The organism is Thalassospira sp. MCCC 1A03138, from assembly GCF_002115785.1.
Classification (GTDB): Bacteria; Pseudomonadota; Alphaproteobacteria; order Rhodospirillales; family Thalassospiraceae; genus Thalassospira.
This window is the reverse complement of sequence record NZ_JFJY01000011.1, coordinates 53,740-73,398: the sequence shown is the minus strand read 5'-3', so window position 1 is coordinate 73,398 and position 19,659 is coordinate 53,740. Positions and strand designations below refer to the sequence as shown.

Annotated in this window: 17 protein-coding genes; 8 read left to right on the top strand and 9 right to left on the bottom strand. The window is 54.6% G+C overall.

The genetic code is table 11. The features are described from left to right. Positions 1–16 precede the first annotated feature (16 nt). The gene (gene recR, locus TH468_RS18915) at positions 17–610 is read left to right on the top strand and encodes a recombination mediator RecR (RefSeq protein ID WP_071239383.1); all 594 of its coding nucleotides are present in this window, start codon (positions 17–19) and stop codon (positions 608–610) included. 854 nt (positions 611–1,464) lie between these two features. Here recR and TH468_RS18905 read toward each other — a convergent pair. From TH468_RS18905 to TH468_RS18875, 7 genes are all read right to left on the bottom strand, one after another. Beyond that, positions 1,465–1,914: a type II 3-dehydroquinate dehydratase gene (locus tag TH468_RS18905; RefSeq protein WP_007088242.1), complete on the bottom strand. Its 450-nt coding sequence runs from the start codon at positions 1,912–1,914 to the stop codon at positions 1,465–1,467. A gap of 27 nt (positions 1,915–1,941) precedes the next feature. Next, entirely contained in the window at positions 1,942–3,825 is a 1,884-nt protein-coding gene (locus TH468_RS18900; RefSeq protein WP_085646092.1) for a bifunctional sugar phosphate isomerase/epimerase/4-hydroxyphenylpyruvate dioxygenase family protein, read from the bottom strand. A gap of 86 nt (positions 3,826–3,911) precedes the next feature. Next, entirely contained in the window at positions 3,912–4,565 is a 654-nt protein-coding gene (locus TH468_RS18895) for a GntR family transcriptional regulator (protein WP_007088244.1), read from the bottom strand. 11 nt (positions 4,566–4,576) lie between these two features. Further along, positions 4,577–5,425 (bottom strand): shikimate dehydrogenase, encoded by an 849-nt coding sequence (locus TH468_RS18890; RefSeq protein ID WP_085646091.1) that lies wholly within the window; start codon positions 5,423–5,425, stop codon positions 4,577–4,579. Positions 5,426–5,436: 11 nt separating this feature from the next. Then, on the bottom strand, positions 5,437–6,705 hold the full coding sequence (locus TH468_RS18885; protein WP_085646090.1) for a TRAP transporter large permease: 1,269 nt from the start codon (positions 6,703–6,705) through the stop codon (positions 5,437–5,439). Next, entirely contained in the window at positions 6,702–7,187 is a 486-nt protein-coding gene (locus TH468_RS18880) for a TRAP transporter small permease (protein WP_085646140.1), read from the bottom strand. The genes TH468_RS18885 and TH468_RS18880 overlap by 4 nt, the downstream gene beginning before the upstream one ends. Before the next feature lie 139 nt (positions 7,188–7,326). Further along, the gene (locus tag TH468_RS18875; RefSeq protein WP_085646089.1) at positions 7,327–8,352 is read right to left on the bottom strand and encodes a DctP family TRAP transporter solute-binding subunit; all 1,026 of its coding nucleotides are present in this window, start codon (positions 8,350–8,352) and stop codon (positions 7,327–7,329) included. 414 nt (positions 8,353–8,766) lie between these two features. Between TH468_RS18875 and TH468_RS18870 the strand changes: the two genes are divergently transcribed. From TH468_RS18870 to TH468_RS18860, 3 genes are all read left to right on the top strand, one after another. Then, the gene (locus TH468_RS18870; RefSeq protein WP_110252833.1) at positions 8,767–9,501 is read left to right on the top strand and encodes a Crp/Fnr family transcriptional regulator; all 735 of its coding nucleotides are present in this window, start codon (positions 8,767–8,769) and stop codon (positions 9,499–9,501) included. After that, a complete protein-coding gene (locus TH468_RS18865) occupies positions 9,485–10,879 on the top strand; it encodes an adenylate/guanylate cyclase domain-containing protein (protein ID WP_085646088.1) in 1,395 nt (464 codons plus the stop codon). Before TH468_RS18870 ends, TH468_RS18865 begins: the two co-directional genes overlap by 17 nt. Before the next feature lie 78 nt (positions 10,880–10,957). Then, complete coding sequence (locus TH468_RS18860; RefSeq protein ID WP_085646087.1) at positions 10,958–12,433, top strand: DUF4139 domain-containing protein; 1,476 nt, start codon at positions 10,958–10,960, stop codon at positions 12,431–12,433. 17 nt (positions 12,434–12,450) lie between these two features. On the opposite strand, the gene TH468_RS18855 is transcribed toward TH468_RS18860, so the two are convergent. After that, entirely contained in the window at positions 12,451–13,062 is a 612-nt protein-coding gene (locus tag TH468_RS18855; protein ID WP_085646086.1) for a hypothetical protein, read from the bottom strand. Between the two features lie 183 nt (positions 13,063–13,245). Between TH468_RS18855 and TH468_RS18850 the strand changes: the two genes are divergently transcribed. After that, positions 13,246–13,821: a hypothetical protein gene (locus tag TH468_RS18850; protein ID WP_085646085.1), complete on the top strand. Its 576-nt coding sequence runs from the start codon at positions 13,246–13,248 to the stop codon at positions 13,819–13,821. 44 nt (positions 13,822–13,865) lie between these two features. Continuing rightward, positions 13,866–14,822 (top strand): D-glycerate dehydrogenase, encoded by a 957-nt coding sequence (locus TH468_RS18845; RefSeq protein WP_085646084.1) that lies wholly within the window; start codon positions 13,866–13,868, stop codon positions 14,820–14,822. 51 nt (positions 14,823–14,873) lie between these two features. Here the strand turns inward: TH468_RS18845 and TH468_RS18840 are convergent, their stop codons facing one another. Continuing rightward, positions 14,874–17,384: a PAS domain-containing sensor histidine kinase gene (locus TH468_RS18840; RefSeq protein ID WP_085646083.1), complete on the bottom strand. Its 2,511-nt coding sequence runs from the start codon at positions 17,382–17,384 to the stop codon at positions 14,874–14,876. A gap of 377 nt (positions 17,385–17,761) precedes the next feature. On the opposite strand from TH468_RS18840, the gene TH468_RS18835 reads away from it, so the two are divergent. After that, complete coding sequence (locus TH468_RS18835; protein ID WP_246832382.1) at positions 17,762–18,901, top strand: HD domain-containing protein; 1,140 nt, start codon at positions 17,762–17,764, stop codon at positions 18,899–18,901. 78 nt (positions 18,902–18,979) lie between these two features. Beyond that, complete coding sequence (locus TH468_RS18830) at positions 18,980–19,657, top strand: TrkA family potassium uptake protein (RefSeq protein WP_085646081.1); 678 nt, start codon at positions 18,980–18,982, stop codon at positions 19,655–19,657. Positions 19,658–19,659 lie beyond the last annotated feature (2 nt).

Genomic DNA, 19,659 nt, shown 5'->3' with positions numbered 1-19,659 from the left:
GCAAGACGGGACCATCATGAACGGACGGGAAATCGAAAATCTGATCAAGCTTCTGTCACGCCTGCCGGGGCTTGGGCCACGGTCGGCACGGCGTGCGGTTTTGCAGATGCTGAAAAAGCCCGAAACTCTAATGATCCCGTTGTCCCACGCACTGGAAGAAACCGCCAATGCCATGACCAATTGCGGCATTTGCGGCAATATTGATGTGGTCGATCCGTGCCACATCTGCGCTGATCGCAATCGCACCCACGATGCAATTTGCGTGGTCGAGGAAGTTCAGGATCTTTGGGCGCTGGAACGTGCTGGGGCGTTCAAGGGGCAATATCATGTTCTGGGCGGGACATTGTCGCCGCTTGACGGGGTTGGGCCGGATGATCTGCGTATCGACCAGCTGATCGAACGGGCACGCGACGAAGCTGTAACCGAAGTAATCCTTGCGACCAACGCGACCGTTGATGGCCAGACCACCGCACATTACATTACCGAGCGCCTGATCGAAACCGGGGTCAAGGTTACACGCCTGGCGCACGGGGTCCCGGTTGGCGGCGAACTTGACTACCTTGATGACGGCACGCTGGCCGCAGCCCTTCGATCACGCAGCGCAGTTTGATCGCAAACCGTTCATGAAAACCGAAAGGCTGCATTCAATTCTGCCTAGGATATTGATAAATATACCTTTTCGGTCACGCAGAGCATCAACCGGGAACTTTTTCCGGCTTTTTTGAAAAAAGTTCTTGATTTGTTCTTTTCGTTGTGACATAAAGATAAAGTCAACAGGACAAATGGGTCTGGAGACAAAACCCGCAAAGCGTGATCCGCTTTTGCGGGTTTTTTGCGTTTCGGGCGGCAAAAACAGGAATGGGATGATGACAGGGCAGCGATCTGACGGGATGAAATGGCGGGGGCGGCGTCGCCAAAGGAGCATCACTGGCGCATGGAAAAGCCATTACGGCGGTGGTGCATCCGGGCCGTGAGGCCGTCGGATATTTGCGAAAAACGGGTGTTTATCATGACGGGAGAAATGTGTCCTTAGGGCAAGGGCGTTTGTTTGGGGCAGCGAGAGCCGGGGCGAAGTTGGCCCGGTCCGTTCAGTCCGGTCGGTGAAGCGCGACAATGCCGAGAATCAGCGGGCCCGAATTGCGCCCGGATTGGGTCGGCACTGGATCGGCTGGCCGGGGAGCCGGGATTGCTGGCGGGATCAACCGATGGATCGTTCGGAGAGGCCAAAAGACCGATCATCGATGGTGGGACGAGTGCCTGCCGTGCGACAATGCCGTTGCCCTTGGGGTGAGGTGCGTTTGCGGTGTAAACCGGGAGCAGCGGGTGTTTGGAGCAGCAGGAGACGGGATTGCCGCCCCCGCTTTCACGGGGGTAGGCTTTGCGGGAATGACAATCAGATCGGGTCAGCAGTCCGAGGCAGCATTCAATGCTGCCTTTGTTGTTTCGGACCCGGGCACCATCACCCTATTTGGTCTGCGCAATCTTTTCCGCGGCAAGACGCGTTGCCAGTTCATAGCCATAGGCACCGGCACCTGCCATCACGGCATTGGCAACCGGGCTGATCCAGCTGTGATGGCGGAATTCTTCACGGGCGTGCGGGTTGGAGATATGCAGCTCGATGATATAGCCGTCGAATGTTTTCAGCGCGTCATGAATGGCGGCCGAGGTATGGGTATAGGCACCGGCATTGATGATAATCGCCGCCGATTTTTGCCGTGCATCATGGATGAAATCGACAATGCTGCCTTCGTGGTTTGACTGTTCAAACCGGACAGAAACCCCCAGCGTTTCGGCAAGGGACGCGCATTTATCCGCGATACTTGCCAGAGTGTCATAGCCGTAGATTTCCGGCTGACGCTGCCCCAGAAGGTTAAGGTTCGGGCCGTTAATGACAAGAATTTCCGAAACGCTCATGGTTTCCTGATCCCCTGAAATGTTTGCTTATTTCGACGTCTGACTGCGCCGGTTCATACGGGTTTGCGATGCCAGCCGGATGGGTGCATTGGCCGCACCAAACCCGCGATAATCGCGACGTTCGACCAGTTCAAAGAAGAACCGGTTGGCGAAGGTCTTGGTATAGACCTGAAAATACTCGCCGTCATCATCACGATCATAAAGGATGTTGGCAGCCTTCAGTCGATCCAGAAGATCGGGATCAAGTCCAAAGCGCGCCTCGATGTCATCATAGTAATTTTCCGGGATTGGCAGAACTTCAACACCATTTTTCCGGCAAAAATCGACACTGGCAAAAATATCGCCACTTGAAAGTGCGATATGTTGCACGCCGCTTCCGAAAAACTCACTTAGGAATTGTGAATGCTGGGTATGGGGGCTTTGCGATCCGTTCAGGATCAACCGCACCCCGCCATCCTCACCCTGAACCACCTGACTTTGCACAAGCCCACCGGGATCGGGCACATCAACCGTCGGCATTTTGCCAAGGTCAAAGATCGAGGTGAAATACAGCACCCAGGTCAGCATTTCCTCGTACTGCATCGAATAGGACACATGATCTACCGATTTCAGGTTGGCATCATGTGCCGGTTTGCCTACCGGTTTCGATGCTTCGAACTCGACATCCCAGATGCGCGCCAGTTCGCTTTGATCATCAAGGAAATAGACCAGACTGCCGCCCACACCGCGGATGGCGGGCATTTCGATTTCGCCCGGGCCGACGGACTGGACAAAGGGTGATGCCAGAAGGGATTGTGCGCGTTTAAGCGATGCATTTGCGTCATCAACCTTAAGCCCCACCGCACAGACCGACGGGCCATGCACGATGTTGTAGGAATGCGCAAAACCGTCCTTGTCGCAATTGATGACAAGATTGATATTACCCTGCTTCCACCATGTCACGGCCTTGGATTTGTGGCTGCCGCGTTTTTCAAAACCAAGCCCGGCAAACAGGGCGGCAAGCTTTTCGGCGTTTTCTTCTTCGACCGCGAATTCAACAAACTCGACATTGCGGGCATACGCCTTTGGCGGCAGGGCCGTTGCCTTTTCCCCGACTTTTACACCATCAATGCCATCACCCAGATAAATCAGCGAACGAAGGCCATCCTTGGCAACGTTTTTGGTCGAGCTTGAGCGGAATTGATCATTGAAGATTTCAAGCGACAATGGCCCGTCATACCCGGTCCGAGCCAGATTGCGCATGAATTCATCCAACGGAAAATCGCCCTGTCCGGGGAAGCACCTGAAATGGCGGCTCCATGAAAGCGGGTCCATTTCAAGGATCGGTGCATCGGCGACCTGCACAAGAAAAATCCTGTCGCCGGGGATCGATGCAATCGCATCAAGCGGTACCTTGCGCGCCATGATATGGAAGGTATCAAGCACCAGACCCACATTGGGGTGATTGGCGCGCCGCACCACTTCCCAACTATCGCGATAATCGCTGATATGCCTACCCCAGGACAGGGCTTCGAACGCGATACGAAGCCCGCGCTTGGCCGCGCGGTCGCCAAGTTCGGCCAGATCCTTTGCCGCACGATCAAGCCCGCCAAGTGAATGGGGCGAGACGTTCGAACAGACCATCAAAAGATCGGTACCCAGTTCTTCCATCAGATCGAACTTGCGTTCGGCACGTTCAAACGCACGGGTACGCTGGGGTTCGGGCATGCCTTCAAAATCGCGGAATGGCTGAAAGGTTACCAGCTTCAGGCCAAGGTCACGAATGGTCTTGCCAACGTCCTCGGGGGAGCCATCAAAGGTCAGCAGATCATTTTCAAAAATCTCGACACCGTCAAAGCCGGCGGCGGCAATGGCATCAAGTTTTTCCTGAAGATCACCCGATAGCGAAACGGTCGCGATGGAAGTCAGCATTTTATCCCTCCGGGATGGTCGTGTGGTGCATCGGCACCGTCGCGCGGAAGGACTTCCGGGCACGTTGCCCGGCAGGATCGGTTTGATCAGTCCTGCGAACGGCGCCGATAGGTTTCAATGTGATCGGTCAGTTTTGCCAGTGCGGCAGTTTTGTCGCGTGCCAGCGCCAGATCACAGATGCCTCGATGTTCATCAATAATCTCCTCGGCACGGAAACCGTGCGTTTTCAGTTCGATCACCACATAACGACGGAACTGGTCAAAGATTTCACGATGCATCCGCATATGCAGATCCGACCCACAGGCAGAGATCAGGGCCTGATGAAATTCGCGGTCATACTGGCTCCAGCGGACGGTCAGTTCGCGGCTGTCCTCGGTCAGCATCCGTTTTTCGATCGCCGAAAGTTTGTGATGGGCGGCAGCAACACGGCCTTCCCATTCGACATCACCGGCATCAATTGATTTCGCAAGCCCATTGGTTTCAAGCAGCAACCGCATTGCGGTCAGTTCCTTGAAATTCGAGGGCGATGTTTCGACAACCCGAAAACCTTTCTGGCCTTCGACAAAAACAAATCCCGACGCGACAAGACGGTTCAGTACTTCACGGAGCGTATTGACGCCGGCATTATAACGATCCCGCAGCGCATCAAGCTTCAGCTTCACACCCGGCTGAAGTTCGCCATAAAGGATGTCATCGCGGATTTCGTTATAAACGGTCTCGGCAACTGTGCTGCTGCTCATGGACTTTCCCCTTACCCCGTCAATGCCTCGGGATAGGCATTGAAATATTCGACCCGGGCCACATCCCCGTCGATCTGCGCCCCGCTGAAAACCTCGAACGCTTCAATACCCTGAAAAAAGAACAGTTCAAAGCCGGTCATGACCGAAAGCCCGGCCTTTCGCGCGGAATGCAGGAATGATGTTTCAACCGGCGTGTAAACCGCGTCAAACGCCCATTTCTGTCCGCCCAGCAAAGCAGCATCAATCGGACTGCCCGGATACTGGTTCATCCCGACCGGGGTGCAATTGATCAAGCCGTCCGCATTGCGGATCGCATCGGAAAGATCGGCCTCTGCGATGAAGGCAACGTTGGCCCCGCCTGCCTTCAGGGTAGCAACCAGCTCATGACCACGGTCGGCATCCTTGTCATGAATAAGGATGCGGTCCGCGCCAAGCCCGTGCAATCCGAAGGCAACCGCAAGGCCAACGCCACCAGCCCCCATCTGCAATACCGTCCCCGGTGCCTGATCACCGAACTGCCCGCGATACCCCCGCATGAACCCGACATAATCGGTATTGTCCCCGCGCCAGCCATCTTCGCGGAACACCACCGTATTCACCGCACCAAGGGCTTCGGGAAGACGTTTGCGGCGCTGGATCAGCTTGCGGGCCTCGGTTTTGTAGGGATGGGTGACATTCACCCCGGCATAACCGTCTCTGGCGCAGACTGTCAGCTGCCCGATCAGATCAAAATCGGCGATCTTTTCACTGTCGAGATAGTCATAGGTCACATCAATTCCGCACATCCGGCCAAGCAGGACATGCAGTCTGGCCGACTGGCTGCGCGAGATGCCTTTACCGATAAGACCGAGTTTCAACATGGGGCGAAATCCTAAAATCCGAACAGGTTGGGCATGAAAGTGACGAGCTGCGGTACAAAGGTGATCAGGATCAAAACCGCCAATTCGACCAGGAACAGCGGCATGATTGATTTGATCATCCGGGCCATACCGACATTGGCGATGGCATCCGCAACAAACAGGCAAAGCCCCATTGGTGGTGTGATCAGCCCGATCATCAGGTTAAAGATCACAACAATGCCGAAATGAGTCGGATCAATACCAAGGCTGATCGCAATCGGATGAAGGATCGGCACCAGAACCAGCATTGCGGCAATGCCTTCAAGCACGAGCCCGACAGCAAGCAGCATGATGTTGATCAGGATCAGGAACATTGTCGGGCTGTCGACATAGCCCAGCACAAACGAACTGACCGCCTGCGGAATCCCGGCAAAGGTCATGAACCAGTTCGCCGCCGCAACCGATCCCATAATGATCAGGATGCTTGAAGAATCACGCATTGAGTTGGCAAAAATACCCGGCAGGTCCGATGGTTTGAGTTCGCGAAACACAAACAGTCCGACAACCAGTGCATAAAAAACGGCAAAGCTTGCGGCCTCGGTCGGCGTAACAATGCCTGCCAGAATCGAGCCAATCACAAAGACCGGCATGAAAAGCGGGATCAGACCATCCCAAAGCGCGCGCAGTTTTTCGCGCACATTCATCCGGTCACGCGGCGTGGCATAGTTGCCCGCAAATATGCGGACATAAACCGACAGCGCAATCGCAAGCAGGATGCCCGGAATAATCCCGGCCAGAAACAGCGCCGGAACGGACACATTGCTGGTAATCAGCGCATAGATAATCACCGGAATACTGGGCGGAATAATCGGACCGATTACGGATGATGCCGCCGTCAGAGCCGCGGCAAAATCGCGCGGATAACCTTCTTTTTCCATCGACGGGATGAAGATACGCCCGATTGCCGATGTATCGGCCACCGCCGACCCCGAAAGACCCGCAAAAATCACCGAAGACCAGATATTGACCTGGGCCAGACCGGCTTTGGCATGGCCAACAAGCGCATTGGCAAGATTGATGACCCGCGACGTGATTCCACTGGCATTCATCAATTCCCCGGCCAGAACAAAAAGCGGAATGGCAAGGATGGTGAAGCTGTCAAGCCCCGCAAAAATGCGTTGGGGCAGAAGATCGATGCTGAATGTCGCACCACCAATATAGATCGCAATCGCCAGCGCAATCGCAAAGGCCACCGGCGCGCCAATGGCAAGCAGAACAAAAAGGCCAAGCCCCGTGATCATGATCCCTCACCCCCTGAAGATTTGCGGGTGAAGAAAGCAATGAGACGAAACAGTGCCGCAATAACAAGGCAGACCCCGCCAACCGTCATGGCGATTTGCGCCCAATACATCGGAATTCCGATGCCCGATGCCATAATCCCACCGCGCTTGGCGGCAAAGATCAAACCGGCATGGACCAGAATGCCCCCCAGTATCAGCGTTGCGACATCGACGCCCAGCGCAAGTTTGCGGCGGATCGGGGCAGGAACGGCATCAATGAATATGCTAAACGTAATCTGTGTACCTTGCAGATAGGCAAAAGCCATTCCGAACATGGTGCCATAGATCATCGCATATTTCGCGACTTCCTCGCTCCATTGCAGAGGCGCGGAAAACAGGTAGCGGCTGACACTGCCAGCAAAGACGACGCCAAAGACGACAAGGATGCTAAATCCCGAAAGCCCGGCAAGCAGATGCCTGAAAGCATTTTCTGCGCGTTGCATAAGTTCCTCTGGATGAACACGGGAAGCCGACAACATGACCGCGACAACTGTTGGCGCCTGTCGCGGATGCGATGATCGCTGAACAAAAAGGGCAGGCCGGGCTCAAAGGAGGTCTGAGCACCCGGCCTGCCAATGCCGGTTACATAGAGGCTTCAGCCTCACCGACAGCAGATTGCAGTTTTTCGATCCATTCAGAACCGATCTCGCCCGACAGCCAATTGATAACCGCTGGCTGGGCCACATCACGGAACGCTTTCAACTGTTCCGCTGTCGGAGTTGTGACTTCCATACCTTCGGCAGCAAGTTTCGCGACACCTTCGGCCGAGTTGAACTGCTGGACCGCACGACCGACATTCGATGCAATCCCCGCCGCCCGACGCAGAAGCGCCTGATCGCCTTCGCTCAGGCCCTGATAAACGCTTTCATTGATCAGAATGAAGTCGGTTCCATATACGTGACGGTCAAGCGTCAGATATTTCTGCATTTCATAGAACTTGTTGGCATAGATCACGCTGATCGGGTTTTCCTGACCATCGACCGTACCAGTTGTCAGTGCAGTTGGAACTTCCGGCCAAGGAATCGGAGTGGGTTCACCACCAAGTGCCTTGACCATTTCGACGAACAGCGGAACCGTCATGACACGGATTTTAAGGCCATCCATGTCTTTCGGCTCGGCAATTGCGCGCTTGGAATTGGTGAAGTTGCGGAAACCGGTTTCGCCATAGGCCAAGGTGCGAAGACCGGTTTTTTCAAGGCAATGCTCCGCAAGCTGTTTTCCGAAATCGCCATCCAGAACCTTCCATGCGACATTCGCACTCGGGAACATGTAAGGGATGTCGAGAACAGAAGCTTCGGGGCAGACTTTCGAGAACGGACCGGAAATCATCGACATGGCAAGCGTGCCATCCTGGGTATTCTGCAGCAGGTCGGTTTCCCCGCCAAGCGAACCGGCCGGGAAAAGCTGAACTTCGATGCGGCCACCCGATTCAGCTTCAACAATATTTTTAAAGACCTGTGTTGCGGCACCCTTCTTCGAGGTCGTCCATTCAGCCGGATCAACATGGGCAAAATTCAAAGTGATGTCCGCAGCCTGGGCAGGTACGGCGAAAGACGCAGCAGCAAGCGAAACAGCGCCCAGCAGCGTGCTTTTGGAAACGAATTTCATTTTTTCCTCCCGAATGAAAACAATCCCGCTGGCCCGATATTATTCATGGTGTTCTGCATCGGCCCTTATCGGAATAGGGAGACTTTAAAAAATATAGGAGATTTTGTCAAATATTCTAGAATCAATATAATTTAGAACATGTTCAGCAAAACCACATTCCCAAATCCTAACCACGCCGATGCCTGTTTGATGTTATGCACCTGTCGGTATCAATATCGGCATCGCGCCATCCATCTTCCACGACAAAGACGGATCAATTCGAACTTTTTGGATGCTCTTCCTTCGCCATCCCCCTGCCGTCACAATGGAATTTGCTGTAAAACACTTGCGATGCAGCCGGTATTTCATGCTACTTTGGCCCAGCAATGCATCGATTCGATGATCGAAACGACGCCCATTTCAAAAGTGAACTCAGTGAACAGCGTTACCGGTACTGCAACACCCCAACTGGCCAAAATTGCCTCGCGCATTCTTGCGGGCAGTTTCCTGTTCGAGGATCTTGATCCCGAACTGCTTGCCCAACTTTCGAATCAGGCAAGTGTCCGCCGGATGGACGATGGTGAATTACTATTTGAAAAAGGCGCGCCTGCCGATGGATTATACGCTGTCGAGGCTGGGAAAATCCGCATTTCGACCGTTTCAGACACCGGCAAGGAAATCGTTTTGAACGTGTTGGCCCCGGGTGCGGTATTTGGCGAGATCGCGCTTCTGGATGGCGAGCCGCGCACGGCAACCGCGCGTGCTGTCGGCCCGACACGGCTTTTGTTTATTTCACGCGATGATTTCTTTGAAATCTTTGACCGCGAAGCCCCGCTCCGCCGTCATATCACGGCTCTTTTGTGCCGTCGCCTTCGCTGGGTCAGCGACCTTTTGGAAGACGCCAATTTCCTTGATCTTACCGGACGACTGGTCAAGCGCCTTTTGTGGCTGGCTGAACGTCACGGTGGCCCCGACCCGGAAGGCATCCGCATCGCCCTTCCACTGTCGCAACAGGAACTTGGCCTTATGCTGGGCGTGACACGCGAAGCGGTAAACAAGAAGCTTCGCGATCTTGAAAAACGCGATCTGATTACACGCCGTGACGGGCGTTTGGTGATCCGCGATACAGACGGCCTGAAAAACCTTCTCGCCGATGCAATCAAAAGCTGAGCCGTCTCCCAGTTCCCTGTTTGATCGACTGGTCGCCCGCGAGGAAAAGCGTGGCCTGATCCTTGTGGCGTTTCTACGCATATGCATGCTTGCCTTCATCCTGCTGCTGTTTTCCAAACCGGATTCGCCAACAGGTGAGCTATATTCGCTACTGGAAGTTCTGGGCTGGTTCATCCCGGGTGTTCTGGTTCAGCTTTTTGTCGCCTTTCGCGGCGGTAACTGGCGCTGGTTGCTTTATATTCTGGCAATCGCCGATGCGGCCCTGATCGTTTATGTGTCGGTCGTTCCAGACCCGCTGAACCCATTTGCCGATCATCCGGCATGGCTATACAGCTTTGTCGTTCGGGATCGGGGCGTTGTGTTTTCCATGATCATGATGGCACTGGTCATCATGACCTTTTCGCCGCGCCTTATCATCTGGTTCGGGTTCTGGCTTTTTGTCGCATGGAGCGCCAGCATTGTCTGGTTGATGACCCGCCCCGGTGTGATCGTCTCACAGCATTTCGGCGATGACTGGACACCAACCCAGGAAGAAATCATCACAACCTATACCCGACCCGAATTTATCGACATTTCGGCATTGGCCGAGCAGGTCGTGATTGTCGTGGTGTTTACGCTGGCCTGTGCGGTGATGGTTTCGCGGTTACGCGTCCTGATCAATCAGTTTGCTGCTGCCGAGCGCGCGCATGGCAACCTGGCACGCTATTTCCCGGCTGCCCTTGCCGATCAGCTGGCAGATCGCGATGAACCTGTCCGCATTGGTGCAAGACGTGAATGCGTGATCCTGTTTGCCGATATCATCGGGTTTTCCGGCTATGCCGAAAAACGCGATCCGCAGGATGTGATGCGGCTGTTAAACCAGTTCCATCAGATCATGACGACGCAAATCGGAGCCTATGGCGGGATTGTCGAAAAATATATCGGCGACGCCGTCATGGCCAGTTTTGGCGCATTTGACGATATGAATTGTCCGGCGGCAAACGCGTTATCGGCCGCGCAATCCATGGTCAGCCACGTCCGGGACTGGCAAAACGGTGATCTAGCAGATAGCACAACGCCACTTCAGATCGGTATCGGCCTTAATTTTGGCCCGGCGGTTGTTGGTGATATTGGCGAAGGCGAAGCCGTTACGCCCGCTGTTATCGGTGCCAGCGTCAATCTGGCAGCCCGTCTGGAACGTGCGACCAGAACCCTTGATACCGACATCATTATCAGTGACAGCTTTGCCGACAAACTTCGGTCCGAGGCACCCTCTGCCACATCCATCCTGATGCGCAGCTTTACCAAACAGGATGCAATTCACGTCAAAGGTTTCAGCCAGGCAATACCTGTTCATTTTCAGCATAAAACTCTAGACCAGATCCTTCCTCAATCTTGATACGTCCTTGATCCTGCCACTTTTTCGCGTAAAGCTTGTTGAAGAACAATACGCACCAAGCGACACAAGGGATTCGAGATGTCATCAGAATTGCGCAACCGTTTTGCCATGGCCACGCTTCTTAGCGCGGCCCTTTTTGCTGGTCCCGTCATCGGACCGGCATCCGCCCAATCCGGTGACGAAAAGACCGAAGAAACCATCACGCTTTCCGGTGAGAGCCGCAGCAAAATTCAGCTGACCGTTTACCCCGGAAATCTTGGCATGATTGCCGAACAGCGTAACGGCACGATCCCCAAAGGGGTCAAAACACTCCGGATCGAAAATTTGCCGCAAACCATCATGGACGATACCTTCCTGATGGGCGCGCAAAAAGATGCCAATCTTGTCTGGCATTCGTTACGCAATACGGCAAATGGCCCAGCGACCATGTATCGCCTGTTGCAAGATCAGGTTGGCAAAACCATTTCCATCCGACGCAAGGATGACGAACTGGTCGAAGGCACTTTGCTGTCGATTGACGGTGGCGCACTTGTTCGCACCCTTGATGGTATCGAACAGGTTCCTGTTGAACAGATCATCATCTCCGACCTGCCCGGCAACTTCGCTACCAGCCCGGCAATCGAAGCCACCATTGGCTCGGATGCGGCACTTGATCACATCTCGCTTGCCTACCTTTTGGGCGGTATTTCGTGGCAGACGGCCTATGTCGGGCAGTATGACAGTGTGGAAAATGTCCTGAACCTTTCGGCAATGGCACGCATTACAAATCAGACGGGCTCGGCAATCAACAATGCCCAGCTGCGTCTGGTCGCCGGTGATCCCAACCGGGTCAGCTACACCCCGATGGCAAAGGCTGCCCGCGGGGAAATGATGATGTCAGCCATGGCAGATAGCGCACCGGGTGGCGGCGCGCCGGATCGCGAAACCATGGAAAACCTGCATTTATATGGGCCGTTCGACGGGCTTTCGATGCGCAATGGTGATGTCGTGATGATGCCGTTGATCGCATCGCAAAACTTGCCTGCAACCCGCAAGATCACCTTTAACGGCAGTGCCAATCTTTACTATGCCGGACAAAGTGACGTGTCTGAATTTGTCCGTCCTGACCTTGAAATCGAAATTGAAAACGATGGTGGCCCGGACGAAAAAAGCCCATGGCCCGCAGGAACCGTGCGCGTCTTTGGCCAGTCCCAAAGCGGTGTGACCGGCTTCCTTGGTGAAGACAATCTGTCTTTGACGCCGGTCGGACGCAAGGCAACCATCCGCCTTGGCCAGGCCAGCAATATTTCCGGTACGCGCAAAGTCACGGCGTTTGATCGCAAGGCACGCCCAAATCTGCCTGATGAAATCACCGCCAACATGGAATGGTCGATCACCAATGGCGGTGAACGCACCGAAACCGTTACGATCCGTGAAAATGTTCCGGCCGACTGGGTTGTTACCGGCGAGGACCACAAACACACCAAGCCGCAACCAGACCTGATTGTCTGGACCATCGAGATCCCGGCAGGCAAGGAAGTCAATCTGAGCTGGTCGGTAAAAAGTACCCGATAACCTTTAAAACCGTCCACTTATCCGGTCTGGTTGCTGTCATAAAAGGCCTTGGCCAGCGGCAGCAGCAGGACCGGGTCGGGTTTCTCGCCGGTGATGCCGCACAGTTCGGTATAAAGACAAATGAGTTTGGCCAGCAGGATGAATGCCTGCTGGTTTTTCTTTCCGGCAAACACCGCAAGATTAACCAAGGCCTCGCCACATATTTCACGCGCGGTCCCGAACTGCCCGGCCCCCCGCAGTGCCAAAACAAGCGCGCCTTGCGAATATCCAAGATCAAGTCGGGCGGCTTCGCTTTGCTCTGATCGCAACCTAGCAAGCCGATCACGACGAAGTTCAACAGCCTGGCATGCGGCATCAACTGCATCCGCCCATTGCTCGGCACCGATTTCAAGGGCTGCCCTGTTATTAAGGCTATGGGCCAATCCGGCACGGGCGGCATCCGGTGCCGTTTGCAGGTGGGATGCAAAGAGTTGATCTGCCTCGTCAAACAGGGAAAGGGCTACCATCCGTTCGGATTTATCGAGTGCGGTTGCCATTTCAAGACAAAGACGTGCCAGCGTTAACGAACCGGGTTCCGTCGCCCGCAGGAATGACAGGCGCGGCAAATATCCGGCAAGTTTGTCCGACATGTCTTTTTCCTGCTTCTGCCTGAATTCCGGGACCAATGTGCGCCGGTTAACAGACGGGCAAGCACCCGTCTTGTGAAGACGGGGCAAACAGGGATAAGCTGTGATTAAGCCAAATGATCGTATCCCTGTTCAAGATTTTCGTCCTCCTTATCAGCCCCATTTTATGTGAAACGACGACCCTCCATGACCATGTCGACTGAAACCCTGCGCGCACTTTATGGAACCTGGCGCATTGCGCGCGGTGACGCCAAAGGCCTTGCTTTCTTTGATTATTCCATCGAAGCGTTCTGGCGTTCTTTCTTTGCCGCCGTGATTGTCTTTCCGGCCTTTGCGCTGTTGCGCTGGCATGATCTCGACACGGTTCCCGATGAATTCCCGGTTGGTCGTTACATGCTGGTGGAAACCATTGCCTATGTGATGAAATGGTTTGCCTTTCCGATGCTGATGCTGCATGTCGCGCCAATGATTGGCCGCGCCAATCGCTATATCGCGTTTATCACCGTCTATAACTGGTCAAGCGTCTTGCAGATGGGCGTTTATCTGCTGGCACTGCTTCTTGGCGCGGCGTTTCCGATGCTTGGCGTTGGTGGATTTGTGTTGATTGCCGTGATCGCGATGCTGATTTACGGGGTTTATATTGCGAAACTGACACTGGCGGTCCCGATTGCCACGGCAAGTGCCATTGTTGCAGCCGATTTCCTCCTATCATTAACCATCACGACAATCGGCATTCGTCTCGCACTTGGCCAGCTATTCTGACACAATCAACAAACAAGTCTTAAAATTCAGGGAGACGCATCAGAATGAAACCGGTTCTCGCCATCACCAGACGCCTGCCGGAAGCTGTCGAAAAACGCGCACGCGAAAGTTATGATCTGCGCATGCAGGACGGCGATGATCCGCTGTCACGCGATCAGATTCTTGACCTGTGCAAGGACGCGAACGCCGCCCTGGTTTCGGTCGGCGATCCGATTGATGCCGCCTTCTTTGCAGCGCTACCCCAAAAGGTCGGCATCGTTGCCACCTTTTCGGTGGGCACCGACCATATTGATCTGGCCGCGGCAAAGGCCAACGGTTTCGTCATCGGCAATACCCCCGGGGTTCTGACCGATGCAACGGCGGATATTGCGTGGCTTCTTATTCTGGGTGCCGCGCGCCGTGCCAGCGAAGGCCAGGCCGAAGTCCGCAATGCAACCTGGTCAAGCTGGCGCCCGACGCATATGATGGGCACGCAGGTTACCGGCAAGAAACTGGGCATTATCGGCATGGGCCGGATCGGACAGGCGGTTGCTAAGCGTGCACGCGGTTTTGATATGGAAGTCCATTATTTCAACCGCCGACAGCTCCCCGAAGAACAGGAGTTTGGCGCGACCTATCACCCATCCATTGATGACCTGCTCCCCCATTGCGATTTCCTGTCGCTGCATTGCCCGTCGACACCGGAAACACGCGGTATGGTCAATCGCAATTTTATCGCCAAGCTGCCAGATGGGGCCATCATTGTGAATACGGCACGTGGCGATGTCGTCAATGACAAGGATCTGATTGCGGCACTCAAATCGGGCAAACTGACCGCCGCCGGGCTTGATGTTTTTGCCGGGGAACCGAATATCGAACCGACCTATCGCGATCTGCCCAATACGTTCCTGTTGCCCCATCTGGGGTCGGCAACTGTGGAAACACGCAACGCCATGGGGTTCAGAGCCCTTGATAACATCGATGCTTTCATTGCCGGCAAGGAAGTGCCGTTCAGGGTTTGATGACTGTTGGTATATCCAGAATGCGAAAGGCGCCCGGTGGGGCGCCTTTTTTCATTCCAGATCGCTTTCCTCACCCGCGGGCAGGATACAGGAAATTTCATGACCATCCCGGCTGACCTTGACCCGGCCACCGTGGATTTCGACCACCGCGCGCACCATTGCCATGCCAAGCGCACGCCGCGCAGATGGCGATTCTCCCTCGCGCAATCCTTCAAACAGCATCGGTTGCGGTGCCTCGTCCGACAGTGAAATGCTGATATCGATATCCTCGCCCCGACGACGGGCAACCACGGAAACCTCACTGCCTTCGGGGGCGGTACGAAGCACGTTGGTCACCAGAATGAACAATGCCTGTTTAAGGCGGCGTTCATCGGCAATCATCCAGCCGATATTGCGCGAACAGTAAAGGCGTAGCGAAACGTTAAGCTCCGCCAGACGCGCCCGCGTAAGTGCTTCAAGGGAGCGTAACAAACGCCTTGGATCGACCGTATCAAGTTCAAGCGCGACCTGCCCTGATCCCAGCGTTGCCAAGTCACGCATGTCATCCACCAGTGCCAGCATGCTTTGGGCTTCGGCCCGGATGGTTTCAACCGACTGCGCGACATTACCCTGTAAATGCGGAATAAGGCGATCTGCCTCGCCATTGATATGGTCAAGCGGCCTAGTGAGCTCGCGCGATACGGTCGAAATGAAGTCCGATTTCATCTGATCGGCTGTACGCAGCGCTTCGTTGCGTTCGCGAAGCGCCCGTTCGACCCGGATCGTGTCGGTGACATCGATATAAGACATCATCACCGCCCCGTCAGGCAGCGGTACAATGGCAAAATCGATGATGCTGTTATCGGCACGTTCGATACGGCCGCTCATGGGCTCGTGGTTGGTGATACGCGCGACCATCCGGCTTTTGAATTTGTCCCAGTCTTCGCGCTCGTGCCAGTAATCACGGGCTTCTTCGACCACTTCGCTGATATGGGGCGCACCTGAAAGGAAGCTGTCTTCGAGGCCCCAGACATCGGCAAAACCGTGATTGTAAAGCCGCAACCGGCCATCGCCACTGATCACGCCAACCGCTTCATGCAGGTTTTCAAGCGTCTCGCGCTGAACCGCGATCAGGGTGTTGTAACTGCTTTCGAGGACCAGCTTGTCGGTGACATCCTCGAACGCAAACATCAGTCCGCCAAACGGATGCGGTGAAATGAACCGGCGCAAGGTCATGCCGTTTGGCAAATGCATCAAATCTTCTTCTGGCTTGAGAAGATCGGTAAAGCGCTGGTTTTCAATATTGCGGAACTGCGTGAAGTCGGTGACTTCAGGCAGTTTGCGCTCATCGCGCATCCGGCGCAGCACATCATCAAGCGACGGTTCCGCCCAGAGCCAATCCTCATCCATGTCCCAAAGTTTGGTGAACGCGGTGTTAAAGAAGATAAGCCGCTTGTCACCGCCATAAATCGCAATCGCGGTTCCAAGGTTTTCCAATACTTCAGCATGGGCACGAATATGACGCGACAGGTCCGATTGCAATTCCTCGATCGCAGTGCAATCAATCGCAAAGCCAATCAGACCATCAAGGTCTTCGGGCGTTTGCGACGGACATTCGGTAATGCGCAGAAGCTTCCGGTCACCCTTGATCACGATATGATAATCGCGTGTCATGGTTTCGCCGTTGCGCAATGCCGACGCCGCCAATGACCTGCCCTTATCGGGGATCACCCCGCCGCCTAGTTCCGCCTGTCTGGCAAGCGCATCCTTGACCGTGTCGAGTTCCACCGCGGTCGCATAGGCCGCATTACAATCAATCAAACGCAAATCGCCATCGCGCCGCCACACCGGAAACGGAAGACTATCAATCAAAAGCCGCAACCCGCTGACTTCGCGTTTGAGCGCGGTAAAATCGCCGAACTGGCTTTCGCGTTCACGGGTATGGCGGGTTTCATCACGGAACCAAAGCGCATGGGCCAGAACCGGTGAAGTCCGGTCCTTGCGTGCCATCGCCCCGGTGACGTGGAACTTGCGTTCATCAACAGCTGTTACCCAAAGCTCAAACCGCTCGTGGGTGGATTTCAGGTTTCGCACACGTTCCTTAAGGGTCCTGGCATCATCATCGCGCAACTGGTCGAGCACATCGGGGAAACGCCCATCCTTGCCAAGCTGGAACGCACGTTTCAGCGACGGGCTTGCCCCCTCGGCAAAGCCGGCCTGGCTCCAATAATAAACCGGGTCCGGCCCGGCATAGAACAGATGGGTAAATTGTTCGGTCGAATCCGCCAATTCGGATTCGTGATCTTCCGCCTCTTCAAGATGGCGGCGCATGCGCAGCGATAATCGCCACCCGATTCCCCCGGCAATCGCAGCACCACCAATTGCCGCCAAACCAACAACCAGCCAATCGCGATCACTCAGATCAGCAAAACTGCCTAAGATCGAGGCCCCGTCTGGTACAGTGCCCGCGTTCGGCGCGGCTTCCGGTGCGCTGCCAACACGGAATTTTTCCTGTGCATGCAGGTCGGCTGCGATGAAAAGCGACGTCAGACCATAGCATCCCCATTGCCACAGTCTGGACAAACCAAACCTGTTTGATCCCCCTTTGCGGGAACCAATTGGTTCTTTCCCCCTTTGATGGTTGGATGTAGCCCGTGTCACGTGTTGTTAACCGTTTGTGTTTATGAGCTATTATTATGGTGAAAACGTCTTGCTTTTACCACTGTTTCACGACGTTTTCCCGATACCCGGCCGAACGCCCGTGATCGCAGGAAAATCCGCGATGACATATACCCCAAATCGGGCTATGTCTGCGCTATTGTCGAAACAACAGCTATAACGATCTCGTCATTTCAAAAATGAGTCCCAAACCGCAGCTAGACCTTTTTGCGCCGCGCGTGGCAGCCAGACCGGCCGCGCCCCAAAAGGAGTCTGCCGCAGCCAAACCGGCGGGACCGGAAATGCGCGATCTGTTCGACACCAATTTCAACGCCGATGACATCGCCGAATGGGAACTGCTGTTTCGCGACGCGCCGCAATATAACTATCATTTCAAACGTTCGCAGATCGCATCGGCCTTTGATCGTCCGCTGCATAAAAAGCTGATCGCGTCACACGCGTTTGAACGGCTGCGGGAAATTTCGTTTCTGGGGGCGATTGATTACCTGTTCCACCCCAACGGACGCCCGGCCAATATCCGCCATTCGCGATACGACCACACCATTGGTGTTGCCCTGCTGTCGCAGCAATATTGCCGCCTGATGGGTCTTTCGGAAGCCGACCGCGACCTTCTGGGGGCAGCGGCCCTTTTGCATGATATCGGCCATGGTCCGTTTTCCCATACGCTGGAACCGGAATTTGCCCGCCGGTTCAACCTGAACCATCACCAGTTGACCGAAAAGATCATCACCGGCGAAGTTCAGCTTGATCTTTCGGTCAATCATTTACTGGTGAAACACGGTGTTGATCCGGACGAGGTCATTGCCCTTCTGTCGAAAAAATCGACCCACCCCCATGCCAGCCTGCTGTCGGGTCCGGTCAATATCGACACACTCGAAGGCATCAGCCGGACCAAGACCTATGTGCATCCGAACTATGTCCATTGCCATCCGCGCCTGTTGCTTGAGGCGGCGGTAAAGCTTGATGAAGATGCCCTGAAACGCCTTGATAAGTTCTGGCAGCTTAAAGAAGACATCTATCGCAATTTCATTTTCGGCCCGATGTGTTTTGCCACCGATCATCTTTGCCGCGAATTCGTTGTCAAAAACGCACCCGACTTTGCCGCCAATGATTTCCTTCTGACCGAAAAAGCATTTTTGCAGCGCCATCCGGCTTTCAAAAAGTTTCTGTTCAGTCTGAAAAACCGGATCGAGCTTGACGGTGTTGCCGATGTTATCGATCCGGAAATCAGCGCGGTCCTGATGGATGAAACCGCAACCAAAGTGCCCAAGCGCGAATTTCACATCAATACCAATGCCGAGGTCAAAAGCTTTGCCGATCTTGGCAAACGCTATTACGAGGAAAAGAACTCGTTCCTGCGCCGTGTCGGCAATCTGACCGATCCCGCACAACAGGCTGCTGCAGCAAGTCTGTTTGACTGATATGCTTGTCCTTCGGACATAACAGTGCCGTGCGAATTTCGCTGCATCGGGCAATCCATTGCAAAGGGAGTAACCGATATGGCCCCCAAAGCCGAAAAGAAGCGCAACCGAACCTTTGTCATCATCGGGCTTGGAACCGTTGGCAGCACGGTTGCGACCGATTTGGCACGAAGTGGCAATCACGTCCTTGGCATCGACATTAACGAGAAATCCGTCGCCGCCCTGTCGGATGTCCTGTCCGAAGCGATCATCGCCGATGGCCGCGATGAAGAAGCCCTCCGTGAGGCCGGGGTCGACAAATATGACGTCGCCCTGATTGCCATTGGCGAAGACCTTGAAGCCAATATCCTGTGCACGATGAATGTCAAAATGCTGGGGGTCAAAACCGTCTGGGTAAAGGCGATCAACAAAACGCATCATCGCATCCTGACCAAACTTGAACCCGACCGGGTCATTTTGCCCGAACAGGAAATCGGCCAGCACATCGCCCAGAAACTGCATAACCCCGCCGTACGCGATTACCTTAGTCTTGGTAACGGCATGCATGTCATCAATCTGGAAGTTCCGGAAAGCATGGCGGGCAAAACCATTGAGTCGCTTGATCTTGAAAAGTCCCACGAACTGCGGTGCCTGGGCATTTTGCGCGGATCGGAATTTATCGGCTGTGATACCGGGACCGTCACGATGGAAGCCAGTGACAAGATCCTGATCCTTGGTCGCCGCCAGAATTTGCGCGACTTCAGTGACGGCATCTGAGC

Bases quoted from the DNA above. Each gene is read 5' to 3' on its own strand.
- TH468_RS18900 (WP_085646092.1), bottom strand. From the start codon at position 3,825: ATGCTGACTTCCATCGCGACCGTTTCGCTATCGGGTGATCTTCAGGAA.
- TH468_RS18880 (WP_085646140.1), bottom strand. From the start codon at position 7,187: ATGCAACGCGCAGAAAATGCTTTCAGGCATCTGCTTGCCGGGCTTTCG.
- TH468_RS18835 (WP_246832382.1), top strand. From the start codon at position 17,762: ATGCGCGATCTGTTCGACACCAATTTCAACGCCGATGACATCGCCGAA.
- TH468_RS18855 (WP_085646086.1), bottom strand. From the start codon at position 13,062: ATGTCGGACAAACTTGCCGGATATTTGCCGCGCCTGTCATTCCTGCGG.
- TH468_RS18885 (WP_085646090.1), bottom strand. From the start codon at position 6,705: ATGATCACGGGGCTTGGCCTTTTTGTTCTGCTTGCCATTGGCGCGCCG.
- TH468_RS18905 (WP_007088242.1), bottom strand. From the start codon at position 1,914: ATGAGCGTTTCGGAAATTCTTGTCATTAACGGCCCGAACCTTAACCTT.
- TH468_RS18830 (WP_085646081.1), top strand. From the start codon at position 18,980: ATGGCCCCCAAAGCCGAAAAGAAGCGCAACCGAACCTTTGTCATCATC.
- TH468_RS18875 (WP_085646089.1), bottom strand. From the start codon at position 8,352: ATGAAATTCGTTTCCAAAAGCACGCTGCTGGGCGCTGTTTCGCTTGCT.
- TH468_RS18845 (WP_085646084.1), top strand. From the start codon at position 13,866: ATGAAACCGGTTCTCGCCATCACCAGACGCCTGCCGGAAGCTGTCGAA.
- TH468_RS18895 (WP_007088244.1), bottom strand. From the start codon at position 4,565: ATGAGCAGCAGCACAGTTGCCGAGACCGTTTATAACGAAATCCGCGAT.
- TH468_RS18865 (WP_085646088.1), top strand. From the start codon at position 9,485: ATGCAATCAAAAGCTGAGCCGTCTCCCAGTTCCCTGTTTGATCGACTG.
- TH468_RS18850 (WP_085646085.1), top strand. From the start codon at position 13,246: ATGACCATGTCGACTGAAACCCTGCGCGCACTTTATGGAACCTGGCGC.
- recR (WP_071239383.1), top strand. From the start codon at position 17: ATGAACGGACGGGAAATCGAAAATCTGATCAAGCTTCTGTCACGCCTG.
- TH468_RS18890 (WP_085646091.1), bottom strand. From the start codon at position 5,425: ATGTTGAAACTCGGTCTTATCGGTAAAGGCATCTCGCGCAGCCAGTCG.
- TH468_RS18860 (WP_085646087.1), top strand. From the start codon at position 10,958: ATGTCATCAGAATTGCGCAACCGTTTTGCCATGGCCACGCTTCTTAGC.